The organism is Pseudarthrobacter oxydans (genome assembly GCF_034258515.1).
In the GTDB taxonomy this organism is placed as follows: Bacteria; Actinomycetota; Actinomycetes; order Actinomycetales; family Micrococcaceae; genus Arthrobacter.
The window spans coordinates 1,306,118-1,323,948 of record NZ_CP139438.1; the positions used below are offsets into that span (position 1 = coordinate 1,306,118).

Annotated in this window: 17 protein-coding genes; 12 read left to right on the forward strand and 5 right to left on the reverse strand. The window is 65.2% G+C overall.

Translation table 11 applies throughout. From position 1 onward, the window contains the following. Window positions 1–21: 21 nt before the first annotated feature. The 3 genes from trpS (at window position 22) to SMD14_RS05995 (ending at window position 2,879) form a co-directional block, all read left to right on the forward strand. Window positions 22–1,065, forward strand: coding sequence for a tryptophan--tRNA ligase (gene trpS, locus SMD14_RS05985; RefSeq protein ID WP_157238760.1), 1,044 nt, complete (start codon window positions 22–24; stop codon window positions 1,063–1,065). Between the two features lie 4 nt (window positions 1,066–1,069). After that, a complete protein-coding gene (locus SMD14_RS05990) occupies window positions 1,070–1,732 on the forward strand; it encodes a 2'-5' RNA ligase family protein (protein ID WP_231754792.1) in 663 nt (220 codons plus the stop codon). Window positions 1,733–1,829: 97 nt separating this feature from the next. Beyond that, the gene (locus tag SMD14_RS05995; protein ID WP_321216226.1) at window positions 1,830–2,879 is read left to right on the forward strand and encodes a YihY/virulence factor BrkB family protein; all 1,050 of its coding nucleotides are present in this window, start codon (window positions 1,830–1,832) and stop codon (window positions 2,877–2,879) included. Here the strand turns inward: SMD14_RS05995 and SMD14_RS06000 are convergent. The 5 genes from SMD14_RS06000 to sdhC form a co-directional block, all read right to left on the reverse strand. Continuing rightward, the gene (locus SMD14_RS06000; protein ID WP_321215705.1) at window positions 2,836–3,606 is read right to left on the reverse strand and encodes an alpha/beta fold hydrolase; all 771 of its coding nucleotides are present in this window, start codon (window positions 3,604–3,606) and stop codon (window positions 2,836–2,838) included. The genes SMD14_RS05995 and SMD14_RS06000 overlap by 44 nt on opposite strands. Window positions 3,607–3,700: 94 nt before the next feature. Beyond that, window positions 3,701–4,483 carry a succinate dehydrogenase iron-sulfur subunit gene (locus tag SMD14_RS06005; protein ID WP_104997174.1) on the reverse strand — a complete coding sequence of 261 codons (783 nt, stop codon included), beginning with the start codon at window positions 4,481–4,483 and terminating at the stop codon, window positions 3,701–3,703. A 2-nt stretch (window positions 4,484–4,485) separates the two neighbouring features. Beyond that, complete coding sequence (gene sdhA, locus SMD14_RS06010; RefSeq protein WP_157238758.1) at window positions 4,486–6,285, reverse strand: succinate dehydrogenase flavoprotein subunit; 1,800 nt, start codon at window positions 6,283–6,285, stop codon at window positions 4,486–4,488. Between the two features lie 108 nt (window positions 6,286–6,393). Further along, on the reverse strand, window positions 6,394–6,855 hold the full coding sequence (locus SMD14_RS06015; RefSeq protein WP_157238757.1) for a succinate dehydrogenase hydrophobic membrane anchor subunit: 462 nt from the start codon (window positions 6,853–6,855) through the stop codon (window positions 6,394–6,396). A 3-nt stretch (window positions 6,856–6,858) separates the two neighbouring features. Further along, window positions 6,859–7,194, reverse strand: coding sequence for a succinate dehydrogenase, cytochrome b556 subunit (gene sdhC, locus SMD14_RS06020; protein WP_231754962.1), 336 nt, complete (start codon window positions 7,192–7,194; stop codon window positions 6,859–6,861). A gap of 329 nt (window positions 7,195–7,523) precedes the next feature. On the opposite strand from sdhC, the gene SMD14_RS06025 reads away from it, so the two are divergent. From SMD14_RS06025 to SMD14_RS06065, 9 genes are all read left to right on the forward strand, one after another. Continuing rightward, window positions 7,524–8,657, forward strand: coding sequence for a mannose-1-phosphate guanylyltransferase (locus SMD14_RS06025; protein ID WP_157238756.1), 1,134 nt, complete (start codon window positions 7,524–7,526; stop codon window positions 8,655–8,657). A 56-nt stretch (window positions 8,658–8,713) separates the two neighbouring features. Continuing rightward, complete coding sequence (locus SMD14_RS06030) at window positions 8,714–9,913, forward strand: amidohydrolase (RefSeq protein WP_321215706.1); 1,200 nt, start codon at window positions 8,714–8,716, stop codon at window positions 9,911–9,913. Window positions 9,914–10,021: 108 nt separating this feature from the next. Continuing rightward, window positions 10,022–10,456, forward strand: a complete 435-nt coding sequence (locus SMD14_RS06035; protein WP_321215707.1) for a MarR family transcriptional regulator — start codon at window positions 10,022–10,024, stop codon at window positions 10,454–10,456. Window positions 10,457–10,505: 49 nt separating this feature from the next. Beyond that, the gene (locus SMD14_RS06040) at window positions 10,506–10,934 is read left to right on the forward strand and encodes an organic hydroperoxide resistance protein (RefSeq protein ID WP_321215708.1); all 429 of its coding nucleotides are present in this window, start codon (window positions 10,506–10,508) and stop codon (window positions 10,932–10,934) included. Beyond that, window positions 10,931–11,950, forward strand: coding sequence for an NADP-dependent oxidoreductase (locus SMD14_RS06045; protein ID WP_321215709.1), 1,020 nt, complete (start codon window positions 10,931–10,933; stop codon window positions 11,948–11,950). Before SMD14_RS06040 ends, SMD14_RS06045 begins: the two co-directional genes overlap by 4 nt. 306 nt (window positions 11,951–12,256) lie before the next feature. Continuing rightward, complete coding sequence (locus tag SMD14_RS06050) at window positions 12,257–13,327, forward strand: BMP family ABC transporter substrate-binding protein (RefSeq protein WP_321216227.1); 1,071 nt, start codon at window positions 12,257–12,259, stop codon at window positions 13,325–13,327. Window positions 13,328–13,504: 177 nt separating this feature from the next. Then, window positions 13,505–15,091 (forward strand): ABC transporter ATP-binding protein, encoded by a 1,587-nt coding sequence (locus SMD14_RS06055; RefSeq protein WP_321215710.1) that lies wholly within the window; start codon window positions 13,505–13,507, stop codon window positions 15,089–15,091. Beyond that, window positions 15,084–16,457: an ABC transporter permease gene (locus tag SMD14_RS06060; protein WP_321215711.1), complete on the forward strand. Its 1,374-nt coding sequence runs from the start codon at window positions 15,084–15,086 to the stop codon at window positions 16,455–16,457. The genes SMD14_RS06055 and SMD14_RS06060 overlap by 8 nt, the downstream gene beginning before the upstream one ends. After that, a complete protein-coding gene (locus SMD14_RS06065; protein WP_157238751.1) occupies window positions 16,454–17,776 on the forward strand; it encodes an ABC transporter permease in 1,323 nt (440 codons plus the stop codon). The genes SMD14_RS06060 and SMD14_RS06065 overlap by 4 nt, the downstream gene beginning before the upstream one ends. Window positions 17,777–17,831: the final 55 nt, after the last annotated feature.

The window sequence follows — 17,831 nt, forward strand, 5'->3', positions numbered from 1 at the left end:
GCCCCGAAGGTTTCCTCCCACATGACTACCCCAACTTCGCCAGCCGCAAAGAAGCGCATCCTCTCCGGCGCCAAGCCCACGGCCGATTCCCTGCACCTGGGCAACTACATCGGCGCCGTCCGCAACTGGGTGGACATGCAGGCTGAGTACGACGCCGTCTTCTTCATCCCGGACCTGCACGCCATCACCGTGGACTTCGATCCGGCCGAGCTGGCCAAGCGCACCCGGATCGTTGCCGCGCAGTACATCGCAGCGGGCATCGATCCGGACAAGAGCATCTTTTTCGTCCAGTCCCACGTGCCCGAACATGCGCAGCTGGCCTGGGCATTGAACTGCATCACCGGTTTCGGCGAAGCCTCGCGCATGACCCAGTTCAAGGACAAGACCCAGAAGTCCGGCGCCGACGCCGCCACCCTGGGGCTTTTTGCCTATCCCACCCTCATGGCTGCGGACATCCTGCTGTACCAGACGGACCTGGTGCCGGTAGGCGAGGACCAGCGGCAGCACCTGGAGCTCACCCGGAACCTGGCGCAGCGCTTCAATACCCGCTTTGGTCCCACCTTCACCGTTCCCGAGGCGACCATCGTCAAGGAAAGCGCCAAGATCTACGACCTGCAGAACCCCAGCGCCAAGATGTCCAAGACCGGGGAATCACCTAACGGGATCATCCAGCTCCTGGAGGACCCGAAGATCGCGGCCAAGCGCATCAAATCGGCAGTGACGGATGCCGGAACTGAAATCCGGTTTGACCCGGAGGAGAAACCCGGCGTCTCCAACCTGCTCACTATTTACTCTTCCTTGACCGGAAAAACGGTGGCCGAGCTCGAAGCCGAGTACCAGGGCAAGATGTACGGCCATCTTAAAGTGGACCTTGCGGAGGTAATGGTGGACTTCATCACGCCCCTGCGGAACCGCACCAACGAGCTGATGGCGGATCCGGCCGAGCTGGACCGGCTGCTCGCACACGGGGCCGAGCGCGCCCGGGAAATTGCCTCAGTGACCCTCGCCCAGGTGTACGAGCGCATGGGTTTCCTTCCGTCCCTCAGCCTCGCCGGAGTCCACTAGCGCTATGTCCTCCAGCAAAGTCACCGCTAGGGAAGGCACCCGTTCCCCCCGCCGGACGGCGGGGACAGCAGCCAACCCCCACGGAGACCCAGCAGATCGTCGCGTTGCGCCGCATGCCCGCCCATCCCGGACGGAGGACATCAGCGTCGGCGTCATCCTTGGCTTTCCGGCCGACATCGCGGCGGAGCTGCAGCGTTGGCGGGCGTCCTTCGGTGATCCCCTCGCGGACGTGGTTCCGGCCCACATCACCCTGGTGACCACTACCCCTACGAAGGATTGGGAGGCCACCCGCGAGCACGTGAGGGACGTCGCCCGCCGGCAGCGGCCCTTCACCGTCACCATCGCGGGAACGGGAACTTTCCGTCCGGTCTCGCCGGTGGTGTTCATCAACGTTGAGGACGGCTTCGAAGACTGCGTCGACCTGCACGAAAAGCTCCAGCAGGGTCCCCTGCACCGCGAGTTGCCGTTTGCCTACCACCCGCACGTCACCATCGCCCATGATGTGGCCCCGGAAAGCCTCGACGAAGCCGAAACGGTGCTGCGGAACTACAGAGCCACCTTCCCCGTGGTTAGCATGGGACTTTACGAGCACGATGCCAACGGCATCTGGCAGCTACGGGAAGAGCTGGACTTTGGGACCCAAACTGACAACGACGGCGGCGCCTGACTCACGGACCCCGTTGCGGCACCAGGCGAGGCAGCCCGAACGGCAGCCCCTTCCCACAGACCACGCCCACCTGAAGCTCGCGGTCATCCAGAAGCAGATGGCGTGGAACAAGGCACGGAGGGCCGGCAACGGGCCCCTGGCAGGCCTGATGGCCATGGTCCAGTGGCTTCTGGCCCGCCTTAACGCCCTTCGTCCCATGCGCGCCTTCCGGCACTACACACTTCAGCACGGCCCGCTGATGAGCGCCGGCATCGGCTTCAACATGTTCTTCTCCATCACCGGCCTCCTCACCACCGGCTTCTCCATTGCCGGCCTGGTCCTGCGCGGACAGCCGGCACTCCTGGACACGATCATCAGCAGCGTCGCCCAAAGCGCGCCGGGACTCTTGAAGCTAAACGGGGGCAATGGCCTGGTTGACCCCCAGGACCTGCTGAACCCGGACGGTCTCGGCTGGACGGCGCTGATCGGTGCCGTGGTCACGATCATCACGTCCCTGGGCTGGATCGCCGGCCTCCGGGACGGGCTGCGCGGCGTGCTGGAGCTGCCACCGCTGCTGGTCAACCCCATACTCATGAAACTCCGGGATGCAGGCACGTTGCTGCTACTGGGCGTGGCCCTGGTGATCAGCGCCGGAGCTTCCCTGGTGTTTGGAACCGCCGCCGGCTGGGTTTCCGACTTCCTGCGGCTCGATGATGCTGTTGCCGGTCCGCTGACCACGTCGATCAAGATCGCTGTCCCGCTGGTCCTGAACTGGGCTACCGCGCTCATCATGTTCCGGCTCGCGGGGAGCCTGAAGCTGGAGCGCCGGGCCCTGCTGGAAGGCACCATCCTGGCGGCACTGGGCACCACCACATTGCAGATCTTCAGCACCGAACTGCTGGCCGGGGCAGGGCGCAATCCCATCCTGGCGCCGTTCGCGATCATCATCGGCCTGCTGATCTGGTTCAACCTGGTGAGCCAGGTCTACCTGGTCTCAGCCGGCTGGGCCGCGATTCGGGAGGCGGACCTGCACGGCACCTCCGCCGGCCATGACAAGGGCACGTGGGGTGCCCGCCAAGTGCAGCCCGGGAAGGTGCCCGTGCATCCTGATGCGGGCTTCCCGGCTACTGCCCGGCGTCGAGGTACTGGTCGGCCCAGGCAGCAATGATGCGCGCGGCCCTGGCTGCCTGGCCTTTGCCGGTCAGCAGGTGGTCGCTGCCTTCGAGCGACACAAAGTTCCTTGGATGCCGGGCCGTCTGGAAGATGGTGCTGGCATTTTCGATTCCCACGGTGTTGTCCGTGGGGGAGTGGAGCACCATCAGCGGCTTGTGAAGCTGTTTGATGCAGTCCGTCAGGTCGGCATTCTCCAGGTCTTCCACGAAGTGCTTGCGGATCTCCACCCGCTTTCCGCCGAGGTCCACTTCGGCGCTGCCTTCACTCAGGATCTTGTCCAAAGCCGCGTCGAAGACATGGGCCACGTGCTTCGGTGAAAACGGCGCACCCACGGTAGCGACGGCGTCGAGCTCTGGAATTTCCCGGGCCGCTGCCAGGACCGCGGCGCCGCCGAAGGAATGGCCCACCAACAGGGAAATCGGCTTCCCTTCGCTGCGCATGAACTCCGCGGCCTTCACAGTGTCCGCCACCTTGTGGCTGAAGGAGCCGGCGGACCATTCTCCCGCGGAGCCGCCCAGGCCAAGGTTGTCGAACCGGAGCATGCCAACCCCGCTGTCCGCCAGTGCCTTGCACATCCGGGACGCGGACGGGCTGTCCTTTCCCAGCGTGAAACCGTGGGAGAATACTCCCCAGCCCTTGACGGGCCCCTCCGGAACGTCGATGATTCCCGAGAGCATCTCGCCGGTTGAGCCTTCAAAGCTTACTTTTTCGGAGCGGGACACCGCGTCCCCTTTCTGCTGTGCGTCTAAACCTGTAAACGACGACGGCGCCCTCCCCCTAAGTGGGGGACGGCGCCGTCGTCAGCTAAATCCTTTGTCAGATCTTGCGGGAGAGAATGGCCTGCTTGACCTCGGCGATTGCCTGGGTCACCTGGATGCCGCGGGGGCATGCCTCCGAGCAGTTGAAGGTGGTGCGGCAGCGCCACACGCCTTCCTTGTCGTTGAGGATCTCCAGGCGCATGTCGCCGGCGTCATCGCGGGAATCGAAGATGAAGCGGTGTGCGTTGACGATCGCGGCGGGGCCGAAGTACTGCCCGTCGGTCCAGAAAACGGGGCAGGAGGACGTGCACGCGGCGCAGAGGATGCACTTGGTGGTGTCGTCAAAGCGCTCACGGTCCTCGGCGGACTGGAGGCGTTCCCGGGTGGGTTCGTGGCCCTTGTTGATGAGGAACGGCATGACCTCGCGGTAGGACTGGAAGAACGGTTCCATGTCCACGATGAGGTCCTTTTCCACCGGCAGGCCCTTGATGGGCTCCACCGTGATGGGCTTGGACGTGTCCAGGTCCTTGAGGAGCGTCTTGCAGGCCAGGCGGTTGCGGCCGTTGATGCGCATGGCATCGGAGCCGCACACACCGTGGGCGCAGGAGCGGCGGAAGGACAGCGTGCCGTCCGTTTCCCACTTGACCTTGTGCAGGGCGTCCAGGACACGGTCCGTGCCGTACATGGTCAGGTGGAAATCGTCCCACGTGGCTTCCTCGGAAACCTCCGGGTTGTACCGGCGGACGCGCAGGTGCACATCGAACGTGGGGATCTCGCCGCCACCGCCGACGCCGGCAGGCAGTTCAATCTTTGAGGCTGGCTCAGCGATTTCAGCGGTCATCTTTAGTACTTCCTCACCATCGGCTCGTAGCGGGTAAAGACGACCGGCTTGGTGGCCAGGCGGATGCCGGCAATTGACTCAGCCGATCCGTCCGCCGGCGCGTGGTCATCCTTGTACGCCATGGAGTGCTTCATGAATTTCTCGTCGTCACGCTCGGGGAAGTCCTCGCGGAAGTGTCCGCCGCGGGATTCCTCACGGTGCAGGGCGGCCACGGTCATGACCTTGGCCAGTTCCAGCAGGAAGCCGAGCTCAACGGCCTCAAGCAGGTCCAGGTTGAAGCGCTTGCCCTTGTCCTGGACGTTGATGCGCCTGTACCGCTCCTCGAAGGAAGCGATGTCGCGGAGGACCTGGTTCAGCGTCTCCGCCGTGCGGAACACCTGCATGTTGGCGTCCATGGTGTCCTGGAGTTCCTTGCGGATCACAGCCACCTTCTCGTCACCGCTGCCGTTGCGGGCTATATCCAGCAGTTCGGTGGTGTACGCCAGCGGGTTCTCGGGCAGTTCCACGAAGTCAGCCGTCTTGGCGTATTCTGCCGCTGCGATGCCGGCACGCTTGCCGAACACGTTGATGTCCAGCAGCGAGTTGGTGCCAAGGCGGTTGGAGCCGTGAACGGACACGCACGCAACTTCGCCGGCTGCGTACAGGCCCGGGACCACGGTGTCGTTGTCCTGCAGGACCTCGGTGGTGATGTTGGTGGGGATGCCGCCCATGGCGTAGTGCGCGGTGGGGAACACGGGGACGGGCTCCGTGTACGGCTCCACACCCAGGTAGGTGCGGGCGAACTCGGTGATGTCCGGGAGCTTGGCATCGATGTGCGCGGGCTCGAGGTGCGTCAGGTCCAGGAGGACGTAGTCCTTGTTCGGGCCGCAGCCCCGGCCCTCACGGACCTCGTTGGCCATGGAGCGTGCCACGATGTCGCGGGGCGCCAGGTCCTTGATGGTGGGGGCGTAACGCTCCATGAAGCGCTCACCCTCGGAGTTGCGCAGGATGGCTCCCTCACCGCGGGCAGCCTCGGAAAGGAGGATGCCCAGGCCGGCCAGGCCGGTCGGGTGGAACTGGAAGAACTCCATGTCCTCCAGGGGGATGCCGCGGCGGAAGGCGATGCCCATGCCGTCGCCGGTCAGGGTATGCGCGTTGGAGGTGGTCTTGAAGACCTTGCCCGCGCCGCCGGAGGCGAACACCACGGACTTGGCCTGGAAGACGTGCAGTTCGCCCGAGGCGAGGTCGTAGGAGACGACGCCGGCAACGCGCTTCTGCTTGTAGGGCGTACCGTCCGCGCGGACAGCATCCTCTTCGACCGTCAGCAGGTCCAGGACGTAGTACTCGTTGTAGAACTCAACGTTGTGCTTGACGCAGTTCTGGTAGAGGGTCTGCAGGATCATGTGGCCGGTGCGGTCCGCGGCGTAGCAGGCGCGGCGGACAGGGGCCTTGCCGTGGTCGCGGGTGTGCCCGCCGAACCGGCGCTGGTCAATCCGGCCTTCGGGCGTGCGGTTGAACGGCAGGCCCATCTTTTCGAGGTCAAGCACGGCGTCGATGGCTTCCTTCGCCATGACCTCAGCGGCGTCCTGGTCAACCAGGTAGTCGCCGCCCTTAATGGTGTCGAACGTGTGCCATTCCCAGTTGTCTTCTTCGACGTTGGCAAGGGCCGCACACATGCCACCCTGCGCCGCACCGGTGTGCGAGCGGGTGGGGTAGAGCTTGGTCAGTACTGCTGTGCGCGCGCGCTGACCTGATTCGATCGCGGCGCGCATGCCAGCGCCACCGGCACCGACGATGACGACGTCGTACTTATGGACCTGCATACCAGATGCTCTTTCTCTCAAAATTCGCTATAAAACAACGGGCCGGCGTGGCCTGCGCCGCAAAACAGGGCCCGCGGTTGTACCCGCGGGCCCGGGGTGGTGCCGGTGCTAGGCAGGGCAGAATCCGCCAGGCAGGGGCACGCCGTCGACGACGGGGCAAGGGTCGAAGGTGAAGATCACCAGGGTGCCCAGGACGATGATGACGACGGTGGCCGAGTAGAGGACCGTCTTCAGCCAGCGGCGGGTTGAGTCCTTTTCGGCGTAGTCGTTAATGATGGTGCGGACGCCGTTGGTTCCGTGCAGCATGGCCAGCCACAGCATGGCGAGGTCCCAGAACTGCCAGAACGGGTCGGCCCACTTGCCGGCCACAAAACCGAAGTCGATGGCGTGGATGCCCTCGCCCACCAGGAGGTTCACAAAGAGGTGCCCGAAGATCAGGACCACAAGGACCACGCCGGAGAGCCGCATGAAGAGCCATGCGAGCATCTCGAAGTTGCCCTTGCTCCCGCCGTGACGGCGGTACTGCGGGGCGATCCGCCCGCTGCGCGGACTTTCGATGGTTGCACTCATGGCTTAGTGACCTCCGAGGGCGAGGGACAGGTGGCGGATGGAGAAGGCGACCATGGTGACAAGCCAGAGTGCAAGGACTGCCCACAGCATCTGCCGCTGGTACTTGGCGCCCTTCTTCCAGAAGTCAACCGCGATGATCCGCAGGCCGTTGAAGGCGTGGAAGACAATGGCGGCAACAAGGCCCGTCTCACCCAGGGCCATGAGGGGGTTCTTGTAGGCACCGATCACGGTGGTGTAGGCCTCTGGAGACACGCGCACCAAGGAGGTGTCCAAAACGTGGACCAACAAGAAGAAAAAGATCACTACACCGGTAATGCGGTGTCCTACCCAAGACCACATGCCTTCACGGCCGCGGTACAAGGTGCCAGCTGGTTTTGTCGGCACTGATAAACCTCCCTGCAACACAGCGGCGCTGGCATGAGATCCACGCGGGGGGAACGCCTGCTGCGAGAGCACTCGTAGCTCAGGCCTAAATCTAGGCTTCGCTGACAGCTTATTCAATTTAGGAGTTCCTTGGTGACCAGCAGTGGCGCGGATCCCGCGAAATTTTGAGACAAAGGACACACTCGCCGCGGCCAGTGCCGGGCATGGCTGCCAATTTGCCGTCCGGCAGGGGCCTGAACCGCTTGACGGAGGGTGCATTGCCCGTTCCGCTAAAGTAGGCGGTGATGAGTACAGACAAAGTGACAAGCCCGGCATCACCCCTTGACCGCTTCATCGCGGTGATCCCGGCCGGCGGCGTGGGGACCCGCCTCTGGCCCCTGTCACGCGCCGCAGCTCCCAAATTCCTGCACGACCTCACCGGCTCCGGCAGCACCCTGTTGCGTGCCACCTATGACCGGCTGCACCCGCTTGCCGGAAGCAAGGTGCTGGTGGTTACCGGGAAGGCCCACCGCGATGCGGTGTGCCGCCAGCTTCCGGAACTCGAGGATTCGGATCTCGTCCTCGAGTCCGAGCCAAAGGATTCCGCGGCAGCGATCGGCCTTGCCGCCGCGATACTCCACGAGCGCGACCCCGACACGATCATGGGGTCCTTCGCTGCGGACCAGGTGATCAGCCCGGACCACCTCTTCCAGGAGGCAGTCCGCGAGGCAATCCACACTGCGGCTGCCGGCAAGATCGTGACCATCGGCATCAAGCCCACCCACCCGTCCACGGGGTTCGGCTACATCCGCTCCGGCCAGGCCCTTCACATCGACGGTGCTCCGAGCGCCCAGGACGTGGTGGAGTTCGTCGAAAAGCCGGACGAGCAGGTGGCCCAGCAGTACGTGGACAGCGGCAACTACGTATGGAACGCCGGCATGTTCGTGGCGCCCGTGGCGCTGCTGCTCAAGCACCTGGAAGCCAACCAGCCCGAACTGTTCGGCGGCCTGCAGGAAATCGCGCGGGCCTGGGACACTCCCGAGCGGGACGAGGTCACCGCCCGCGTCTGGCCCACCCTGCCGAAGATCGCCATTGACTACGCGGTGGCCGAGCCTGCCGCCGAAGCCGGGGACGTCGCCGTCGTGCCTGGCTCCTTCCGCTGGGACGACGTCGGCGACTTCGCCTCCGTGGGCCGGCTCAACAGTGCCAAGGAAGTTGACGACGTCACTGTGCTGGGGGAAGGCGCGCGCGTCTTCACGGAAAACTCCAGCGGCGTGGTGGTCACCGACACCAAGCGCGTGATCGCCCTGATCGGAATCCAGGATGTTGTCATCGTGGACACGCCGGACGCGCTGCTGGTGACCACCATGGCCAACTCCCAGCGGGTCAAGGCCGCCGTCGACGCCCTCAAAGCCAGCGGGGATACCGACGTCCTCTGATGTAACGCGGCGACCGTGATGGCCGCTAATGCCGACACCCTCGCTAGAGTGAAACAGTGCGCAATTACACTACTGAAGCCGAGCCCACCGCCCTGGTGGCTCCGTGGCTCGAGCCGCTCCTGCCGGAACTGATCGACTTCCGCAGGGACCTCCACGCACACCCGGAACTCTCCTTCAAGGAATTCCGCACCACGGACAAGCTCGCCGAGCGGCTTGAAGCTGCCGGCCTCACGCCGCGCCGCCTGGAGGGCACCGGCCTCACGGTGGACGTGGGGGAGGGGCCCATTGCCACGGCACTGCGCGGTGACATCGATGCCCTGCCCATCATCGAGGAGACCGGCCTGCCGTTCGCCTCGAAGAACCACGGCGTCACCCACGCCTGCGGCCACGACGTCCACACCACCACCATGCTGGGCATCGCCCTGGTGCTGCACCGGATGCACCAGGACGAGCCGCTCGGCGCCACTGTCCGCATCATCTTCCAGCCGGCTGAGGAAACCATGCCCGGCGGGGCCCATGCCTGCATCGAGCAGGGCGTCCTGGACGGCGTGCCGAGGATCCTGGCCCTGCACTGTGATCCCCGGATCGACGTGGGCAAGATCGGGACGCGCATCGGCGCCATCACCTCAGCCTCCGACACCATCCGGATCGAGCTGTCCGGCCGCGGCGGGCACACGTCCCGGCCGCACCTGACGGAAGAACTGGTCTTTGCGCTGGCACAGATCGCAGTGAGCGTGCCCGCGGTGCTCTCGCGCCGGCTGGATGTCCGCAGCGGGGTGTCCGTGGTGTGGGGGCAGATCTCCGCGGGTTCGGCACCCAACGCCATTCCCGGCACCGGCTACATGGCGGGAACCATGCGGTGCCTGGACCGCGACGCGTGGCACGAGGCCGGCGAACTCCTGGACGAGGTGGTCCACCAGGTGGCCGCGCCCTATGGCGTGGACGTGCGGCTGGAGCACACCAGGGGAGTGCCGCCGGTAGTGAACTCGGAGCATGAGACGGCCATCATCGAAGCGGCCGCACGCGCCGAAATCGGGGAAAGCGCCGTGGTCCTGACCCCGCAGTCCATGGGCGGGGAGGACTTCGCCTGGTTCCTTGCCGAACTTCCCGGAGCCATGATGCGCTTGGGCACCAAGACTCCCGGCGGCGAGGAATACGACCTGCACCGCGGGGACTACATCGTGGACGAGCGGGCCCTGGGACTGGGAATCCGCGTTCTCACTGCAGCCGCGCTGCGCACCATCCGCGACATCTAATTCCGGGAAACGGGGTGTGCCCGATTGCGTCGGGCACACCCCCAAGACCACTTCCGTGCCGGAACAAGTAAGTTGTGCACAACTTACTTGTGTACTATCGTTTCTGTCATGACTGACGCACCCCGGCTAAACCACCAGGTCTGCTTTGCGCTCTATTCCGCCTCCCGGGCTGCCACCGCGGTATACCGCCCGGTCCTCGAGGACCTGGGCCTGACCTATCCGCAGTACCTGGTGATGCTGGTGCTGTGGGAAAACGAACCGCGCGGCGTGAAGGAGATCGGCGAGGAGCTCGGACTGGACTCCGGCACCTTGTCGCCGTTGCTGAAGCGGCTGGAAGCCCTTGGCCTGTGTGAGCGGCGCCGGTCTGGCGAGGATGAGCGCCGTGTCGCCATCCATCTCACCTCCGCCGGGCGGGAGCTTAGCGGCAAAGCGGGCGCCATCCCGCAGCGCCTCGCCCAGGCCGCGGGACTTACTGCCGAGGAACTGGATCAGCTGCGCAACACGCTGGACCGGCTGACGGACGCCCTCCACAAGGCGAACTGACAGTTCAGTCAAAAGAACTTATTCAACCCCTACAGGACGGATACCACCCGTGAAACCTCTATACACTGCCGAGGCACTCGCTTCGGGCGAAGGCCGCGACGGCAATGCGCGGACGAACGACGGCAAGCTGGACGTTACCCTGTCCAGCCCCGTGGAGCTGGGCGGAACGGGCCAGGGCACCAATCCCGAGCAGCTCTTCGCGGCGGGCTACGCCGCGTGCTTCCACTCAGCACTCCGATTGGTGGGCCGCAAGGAGCAGGCCGACCTGACGGATTCCGCCGTCGCGGCCAAGGTGCACCTGGGCCAGCTGGACGGCGCCGGGTTCGGACTCGCCGCTGAACTGGAGGTGGCGCTCCCCGCCCTGGACCTGGCAGCCGCCGAGGCGCTGGTGGCCAAGGCTCACGAGATCTGCCCCTACTCCAACGCCACCCGCGGCAACATCAGTGTGGACATCAGGATTCTGGAGTTCGCCGCATGAGCGCCGGAACCTTGCCCGCCAGCACCCGCGAAATCCAACTCGCCTCCCGCCCGGTAGGGCGGCCAACCCCGGATAACTTCCGGCTGGCCGAGTCCCCGCTGCCTGAACTTGGTGACGGACAGGTCCTGGTGCGCAACCTGTTCATCTCCGTGGACCCCTACATGCGCGGCCGCATGAATGACGTGAAGTCCTATTCAGCGCCGTTCGCCCTGGGCAAGGCGCTCGACGGCGGCGCGGTGGGTGAGGTGATCGCGTCCCGTTCCGGTGAGCGAAAGGAGGGGGACGTCGTCGTGCATTCACTCGGCTGGCGGGACTATGCGGTGGTGGACGCCGCGGCCGCCACGCCTGCCCGCACCACACTTGCCCCGGCGTCCGCGTTCCTCGGCGCCTTGGGCATGACCGGCCTTACCGCCTATGCCGGGCTGCTCAAGGTTGCCCGGTTCGCTCCGGGAGATGCCGTCTTCGTCTCCGGCGCTGCAGGGGCAGTCGGTTCGCTCGTAGGCCAGATCGCGAAGGCGATGGGCGCTTCCCGCGTCATCGGCTCGGCAGGTTCCCCGGCCAAGGTGGCACGGCTCCTGGAGCTGGGCTTCGACGCCGCCTTCGACTACCACGACGGGCCTGTGCGCGGCCAGCTGGAACAGGCCGCCGGCCCCGGCGGCATTGATGTCTACTTCGACAATGTGGGCGGAGAGCACCTCGAGGCGGCACTGGCCGTCCTCAACGTTGGCGGGCGGGTGGCGATGTGCGGGGCCATAGCCCAATACAACTCCACCGAACCGACGCCTGCGCCCCGCAACCTGATGCTGGCCATCGGCAAGCAGCTCACGCTTAAGGGGTTCCTGGTGGGCGGCCAGCGGCAACACGCCGCGGAGTTCGCCGAAAAGATGGCGGGCTGGCTGGCTGACGGCACGGTCCGCTATGACGAGACGATCGTGGACGGGCTGGAAAACGCCCCGCAGGCGTTCATGGACCTCCTGGACGGGGCCAACACCGGAAAGATGCTGGTGCGCCTTTAGCCAGGCGCCGCGACCTGCGGCCGCCATGGCCAACCGATAGGGGTGCCGCTAACAGGCGGTGCCCCTACTGGTTGGTAACAACTTGTAAACAATCTTCGGGATACCCTGCGGCTGTGCTACGGGACGTGGCGCAGGCCACTAAAGTGGGTGCCATCAGTGCGCTCCGGCGCAGTGCTGCGTGCCCTCAGTGACAACAGAATTTCAGTGTAGAAACGGACACTCATTGAATTCGAGCCGTAGCGCCACTCTCTTCATCCTGGAGGAAAATTGAAGAAATCACTGCGTGCAAGTTTCAAGCGCGGTTCAATGGCCGGCGTGGCTACCCTAGGTGCTTCGGCGCTCGTGTTGACCGCCTGTGGCGCAGCCCCGGAAGCCGGAAGCACCTCAACTGCAGGAGCCAGCGACTACACCGGCTGCATCGTTTCCGACTCCGGCGGGTTCGATGACCAGTCCTTCAACCAGTCCTCCTACGAGGGTCTCAAGAAGGCCGAGAAGGACCTGGGCATCAAGGTCAACCAGGTGGAGTCAAAGACCAACAACGACTTCGAACCCAACCTCAGGGCGATGGTTACGGCCGGCTGCGACCTCACCGTCACCGTGGGCTTCCTGCTCGGCGACGCCACCAAGGCGCAGGCAACGGCCAACCCGGACAGCCACTTCGCCATCATCGACTTCGGCTACGCGACGCCCATCAGCAACGTCAAGCCGATCATCTACGACACCGCCCAGGCAGCCTTCCTTGCCGGCTACCTCGCTGCAGGGACCACCAAGACCGGAACGGTTGCCACCTTCGGCGGCATCAAGCTTCCCACCGTCACCATCTTCATGGACGGCTATGCGGACGGCGTGAAGTACTACAACGAAAAGAAGGGCAAGGACGTCAAGCTCCTTGGCTGGAACAAGGAAGCCCAGGACGGCAGCTTCACCGGTGACTTCGAGAAGCAGGACGTCGGCAAGCAGCTCACCCAGAACTTCCTGGACCAGGGCGCGGACATCGTGATGCCCGTGGCCGGTCCGGTAGGCAAGGGTGCAGGCTCTGCGCTCAAGGAGGCCAAGGCAGCAGGCAAGGACGTCAAGCTGATCTGGGTGGACTCCGACGGGTTCCTCACGGCACCTGACTACAAGGACATCATGCTGTCCTCGGTCATGAAGCAGATGGGCGACGCCGTGGAGGCAGTCGTCAAGGAGGACAAGGAAGGCAAGTTCAGCAACACGCCGTACGTTGGCACCCTGGCCAACGAGGGCGTCCAGCTGGCCCCGTTCCACGACCTCGACTCCCAGGTCCCGGCCGAACTGAAGTCCGAGCTGGACCAGATCAAGAAGGACATCATCGACGGGAAACTGAAGGTCGAGTCCGCGGCAAGCCCCAAGGCCTGACCCCGCCTGAGCGCCACCCCCGGCCGGTAACCGACTGGCCGGGCGGTGGCGCTTTTTTGCTGGCTGCCCCCACCTGGCCGCAGCCTGCCTTTCCCATGACTGCACCCACTAGGCTTGGTGCTGCAGCCACATATCCTGTCCGGTCGATCACTGGACGCTTCGAGATTGGTCAGAGTTTTGAAACTTGAACTCCGAGGGATCACAAAACGCTTTGGCACCCTGGTGGCGAACGACCACATCAACGTGGTGGTGGAATCCGGACAGATCCACTGCCTGCTGGGTGAGAACGGGGCCGGAAAATCCACCCTCATGAATGTGCTGTACGGGCTCTACGAACCGTCTGAGGGCGAGATCCTGGTTGACGGCACGCCAGTTTCCTTCCGCGGACCGGGAGACGCCATGGCGGCGGGCATCGGGATGGTGCACCAGCACTTCATGCTGGTTCCCGTCTTCACGGTCGCCGAGAACGTGGCGTTGGGCGCCGAGCCCACCAAGGCCGCGGGCTTCCTCAACCTCGACGAAACGCGCCGCCGGATCAAGGAGATCTCGGACCAGTACGGCTTCGACGTGGACCCGGACGCGCTGGTGGAGGACCTGCCGGTGGGCGTCCAGCAGCGGGTGGAAATCATCAAGGCGCTGGTCCGCAATGCCAGGGTCCTCATCCTGGACGAACCCACCGCCGTCCTGACACCGCAGGAAACGGACGAACTGCTGGACATCATGCGCCAGCTCAAGTCCGGCGGAACGTCCATCGTCTTCATATCCCACAAGCTGCGGGAAGTGAAAGCAGTCTCGGACACCATTACGGTGATCCGCCGCGGCAAGGTGGTGGGGACGGCTGACCCCGCTGCGTCCACTACCGAACTGGCCTCCATGATGGTGGGCCGTGCCGTCAACCTCAAACTGGATAAAGCACCGGCCAGGCCGAAGGAAAAGACGTTCGAGGTCCGGGACCTTACCGTCATCGCTCCCAACGGCCAGCACGTCGTGGACGGCCTGAGTTTTGAGATAGCCAGGGGAGAGATCCTTGCAATTGCCGGCGTCCAGGGGAACGGCCAAACCGAGCTGACGGAGGCGATCCTCGGCCTGCAGGAGCGGGTCCACGGCTCCATCCTGCTGGACGGGCAGGAGCTCGTGGGCCGCAGCGTCAAAGAGGTCCTGAACGCAGGAGTGGGCTTCGTGCCCGAGGACCGCTCCGTTGACGGCCTTATCGGCACTTTTTCGATTGCCGAGAACCTGATCCTGGACCGGTACGATCAGGCCCCCTTCGCAAAGGGCATCAGCATGAGCCCTGCCAAGGTGCTGGAAAACGCAACCTCCCGGATCGAAGAGTTTGACGTCCGGACCCCTTCAGGAGCCCTTGCCGCCGGAACGCTTTCCGGCGGCAACCAGCAGAAGGTGGTGATGGCCCGCGAGCTGTCCCGTCCGCTGCGCCTGTTCATCGCCTCCCAGCCCACCCGCGGCGTGGACGTGGGGTCCATCGAATTCCTGCACAAGCGGATCGTGGCTGAACGCGACCAGGGCACGCCCGTCATGATCGTCTCCACCGAACTTGACGAAGTGATGGAACTGGCCGACAGGATCGCCGTGCTCTACAAGGGCAAACTGGTGGGCGTGGTTCCGGCCGGAACCAGCCGCGACGTCCTGGGCCTCATGATGGCGGGCATCCCGCCGGAGGAACACACGGCCCCGACAGGCAGTGAACAGGATCCCGCCGCCACCACGGCTTCCGTATCCGACGCCGAAGGAGGCGACCATGTCTGACACGCATCCCCCCAAGCACGCGGCCGGCGAGCCTGGCCCCGAGGCGCAGGAGTCCGCTGTCCCGGACGAGCGGACGGCCGCCGTCGTGGCCGTTGATACTGCCGGCGGGGTCATGGAACCATCCGCCGTTCCGGCCACCGCCCAAAGCGGAAAGATCCCCGGCGGTCCCGACACCCTGCTGCGCAAGATCTTCACCGGCAGCGGCATGGTCTCCGTCCTGGCGGTCCTGCTGGCCCTCATCATCGGCGGGCTGCTGATCGCCAGCACCGACAAGCAGGTGGCCACCACCTCCACGTACTTCTTCGCACGGCCCACCGACTTCCTGTCCGCCGTCTGGAACGCGGCCACGCGGTCCTACATCGCCCTGTTCCAGGGCTCGGTCTTCAACCCCCGCGGCAACAGCGTTGCGGCCCAGTTCGCGCCGTTCATGGAGACCCTCACCATCGCCACCCCGCTCATCACGGCCGGCCTGGGCGTAGCGCTGGCCTTCCGCGCGGGGCTGTTCAACATCGGCGCCCAGGGCCAGATCATCGTGGCCGGCATCCTGGCCGCCTGGGTGGGTTTCGCGCTCGACCTTCCCGTGGGCCTGCACCTGCTCCTGGTCCTGGCGGCAGGCATCGTCGGCGGCGCCTTCTGGGGCGGGCTCGTCGGCCTCCTCAAGGCCCGCACGGGGGCCCACGAAGTCATCCTGACCATCATGTTCAACTACATCGCGCTGTACTTCCTGCGGTACCTGCTGAACACTCCGGCGTTCCAGCGGCCGGGGGAGTCGAACCCCATCTCGCCCATCCTGGACCCTACCGCTGTCTACCCGCAGATCTTCGGCACCCAGTACCGGCTCCACCTCGGCTTCCTCCTGGCCATAGCCACCACTGTCCTGGTCTGGTGGCTCCTCAACCGCTCCACCGTGGGCTTCGAATTCCGCGCCGTAGGCGCAAACCCCAAGGCGGCGCAGACAGCGGGCATCAACGTGTCCCGCTCCACCATCCTGGTGATGGCACTCGCCGGAGGGCTGGCGGGCATGTCCGGCGTCGCCCAGGTGGCGGGCACGGAGAAGGTCCTTACCGACGGCGTTGCCGCCACCTATGGCTTCGACGCCATCACAGTGGCCCTGCTGGGGCGTTCGACGCCGTGGGGCACCTTCGCAGCCGGCCTGCTGTTCGGCGCCTTCCGGGCCGGGGCGGTCCAGATGCAGATCCAGACCGGCACGCCCATCGATATCGTCCTGGTGGTCCAGTCCCTGATCGTGCTCTTCATTGCAGCACCGCCCCTCGTCAGGGCCGTATTCGGCCTCAACCCGCGGCGCAGGAAGCCGGCCAAAGCCGGCAAGTCCCGTAAGGCAGCAACCACCGGAGGTGCAGCATGAGCACAACAGTTTCCTCGCCCCGCTCCGGAAAACCGCAGCCGGAGGACGCCTCAGCGAAGGCAGGTTCCGCCCTCTCCAGCAAACCCGTCAGCTGGCGGACGCCGGCGATGCTCACGGCCTTCGGCCTGATCGCCCTGGTGTTCTTCGGCCTGATGGCCCCCAACCAGACGGCCAGCTTCGGCATCTCCACAGGGGAAGACTTCTTCCAGCTGCCGGCCCTGGCGGTCAACGCGGCTGCCGGCGGCATCGTGCTGTCCGTCCTCCTGCTGGGGCTCGCCGCCTATGCGGTGTACCTCAAGACCAAGGACATGCCGGCCCCGGGCTGGCTGACGGTGACCTTCATCGTCCTGTTTACGGCCGCTTTCCTCATCTGGGTGGTGGGCGGCGCCCGCACCCCGAACATTTCGCTGGCCGGCCTCATCGCCGGCTCGGTGACCCTCGCCGTTCCGCTGGTGTTCGGATCACTGTCCGGCGTCCTCTGCGAACGGGTGGGCGTGGTAAACATCGCCATTGAGGGCCAACTGCTGGGCGGTGCGTTCACCGCCGCCATTGTGGCCAGCATGACGCAGAACCCCTTCATCGGGCTGCTGGCTGCTGCCGTGGCCGGTGCAGTGGTGTCCATGGTGCTGGCACTCTTCAGCATCAAGTACCTGGTGAACCAGATCATCGTCGGCGTGGTCCTGAATGTGCTGGTTTCGGGTGTGACCGGGTTTCTGTTCAGCACGGTGATGCAGGCCAACAAGGCGCAGTTCAACTCGCCCCCGGGGCTGGACATCATCGAAATCCCCGTCCTGTCCAGCATCCCCGTGATCGGCCCCATCCTCTTCCGGCAGTCCCTGGTGGGCTACCTCATGTACATCGCCGTCCTGGTGGTCTGGGTGGGCCTGTTCAAGACACGTTGGGGCCTCCGGGTGCGCGCCGTGGGCGAACACCCGCAGGCCGCGGACACCCTGGGCATCAACGTGAATGCCACCCGGTTCTGGAACGTCACCCTTGGCGGCGCCGTGGCCGGCATCGGCGGCTCCTTCTTTACCCTGGTGGCCATCGACAGCTTCACCAAGGAGATCTCCGGCGGCCGCGGCTTCATCGCCCTGGCAGCCCTGATCTTTGGCCGGTGGAACCCGATCGGAGCCTTCTTCGCAGCGCTCCTGTTCGGTTTCGCGGACAACCTCCAGAGCATCGTTACGATCATCGGCACGCCCGTTCCAAGCCAGTTCATGGCCATGCTCCCGTACCTGGTGACGGTCCTCGCAGTGGCCGGGCTGGTGGGCAAATCCCGGGGACCGGCGGCCAGCGGCATCCCCTATGTCAAGGGCTGACGTCGTGGACAGCACTGCGGGCGCCGCGCGGCCGGTTGACTGGGCCGCGCTGGAG

Excerpts from the sequence above, each read along its gene's own strand:
- SMD14_RS06045 (WP_321215709.1), top strand. The coding sequence starts at position 10,931 with ATGAGCGCCGGAACCTTGCCCGCCAGCACCCGCGAAATCCAACTCGCC.
- SMD14_RS06060 (WP_321215711.1), top strand. The coding sequence starts at position 15,084 with ATGTCTGACACGCATCCCCCCAAGCACGCGGCCGGCGAGCCTGGCCCC.
- sdhA (WP_157238758.1), bottom strand. The coding sequence starts at position 6,285 with ATGCAGGTCCATAAGTACGACGTCGTCATCGTCGGTGCCGGTGGCGCT.
- SMD14_RS06025 (WP_157238756.1), top strand. The coding sequence starts at position 7,524 with ATGAGTACAGACAAAGTGACAAGCCCGGCATCACCCCTTGACCGCTTC.
- trpS (WP_157238760.1), top strand. The coding sequence starts at position 22 with ATGACTACCCCAACTTCGCCAGCCGCAAAGAAGCGCATCCTCTCCGGC.
- SMD14_RS06015 (WP_157238757.1), bottom strand. The coding sequence starts at position 6,855 with ATGAGTGCAACCATCGAAAGTCCGCGCAGCGGGCGGATCGCCCCGCAG.
- SMD14_RS05990 (WP_231754792.1), top strand. The coding sequence starts at position 1,070 with ATGTCCTCCAGCAAAGTCACCGCTAGGGAAGGCACCCGTTCCCCCCGC.
- SMD14_RS05995 (WP_321216226.1), top strand. The coding sequence starts at position 1,830 with ATGGCGTGGAACAAGGCACGGAGGGCCGGCAACGGGCCCCTGGCAGGC.
- SMD14_RS06065 (WP_157238751.1), top strand. The coding sequence starts at position 16,454 with ATGAGCACAACAGTTTCCTCGCCCCGCTCCGGAAAACCGCAGCCGGAG.
- SMD14_RS06005 (WP_104997174.1), bottom strand. The coding sequence starts at position 4,483 with ATGACCGCTGAAATCGCTGAGCCAGCCTCAAAGATTGAACTGCCTGCC.
- sdhC (WP_231754962.1), bottom strand. The coding sequence starts at position 7,194 with ATGTGGTCTTGGGTAGGACACCGCATTACCGGTGTAGTGATCTTTTTC.
- SMD14_RS06035 (WP_321215707.1), top strand. The coding sequence starts at position 10,022 with ATGACTGACGCACCCCGGCTAAACCACCAGGTCTGCTTTGCGCTCTAT.
- SMD14_RS06050 (WP_321216227.1), top strand. The coding sequence starts at position 12,257 with ATGGCCGGCGTGGCTACCCTAGGTGCTTCGGCGCTCGTGTTGACCGCC.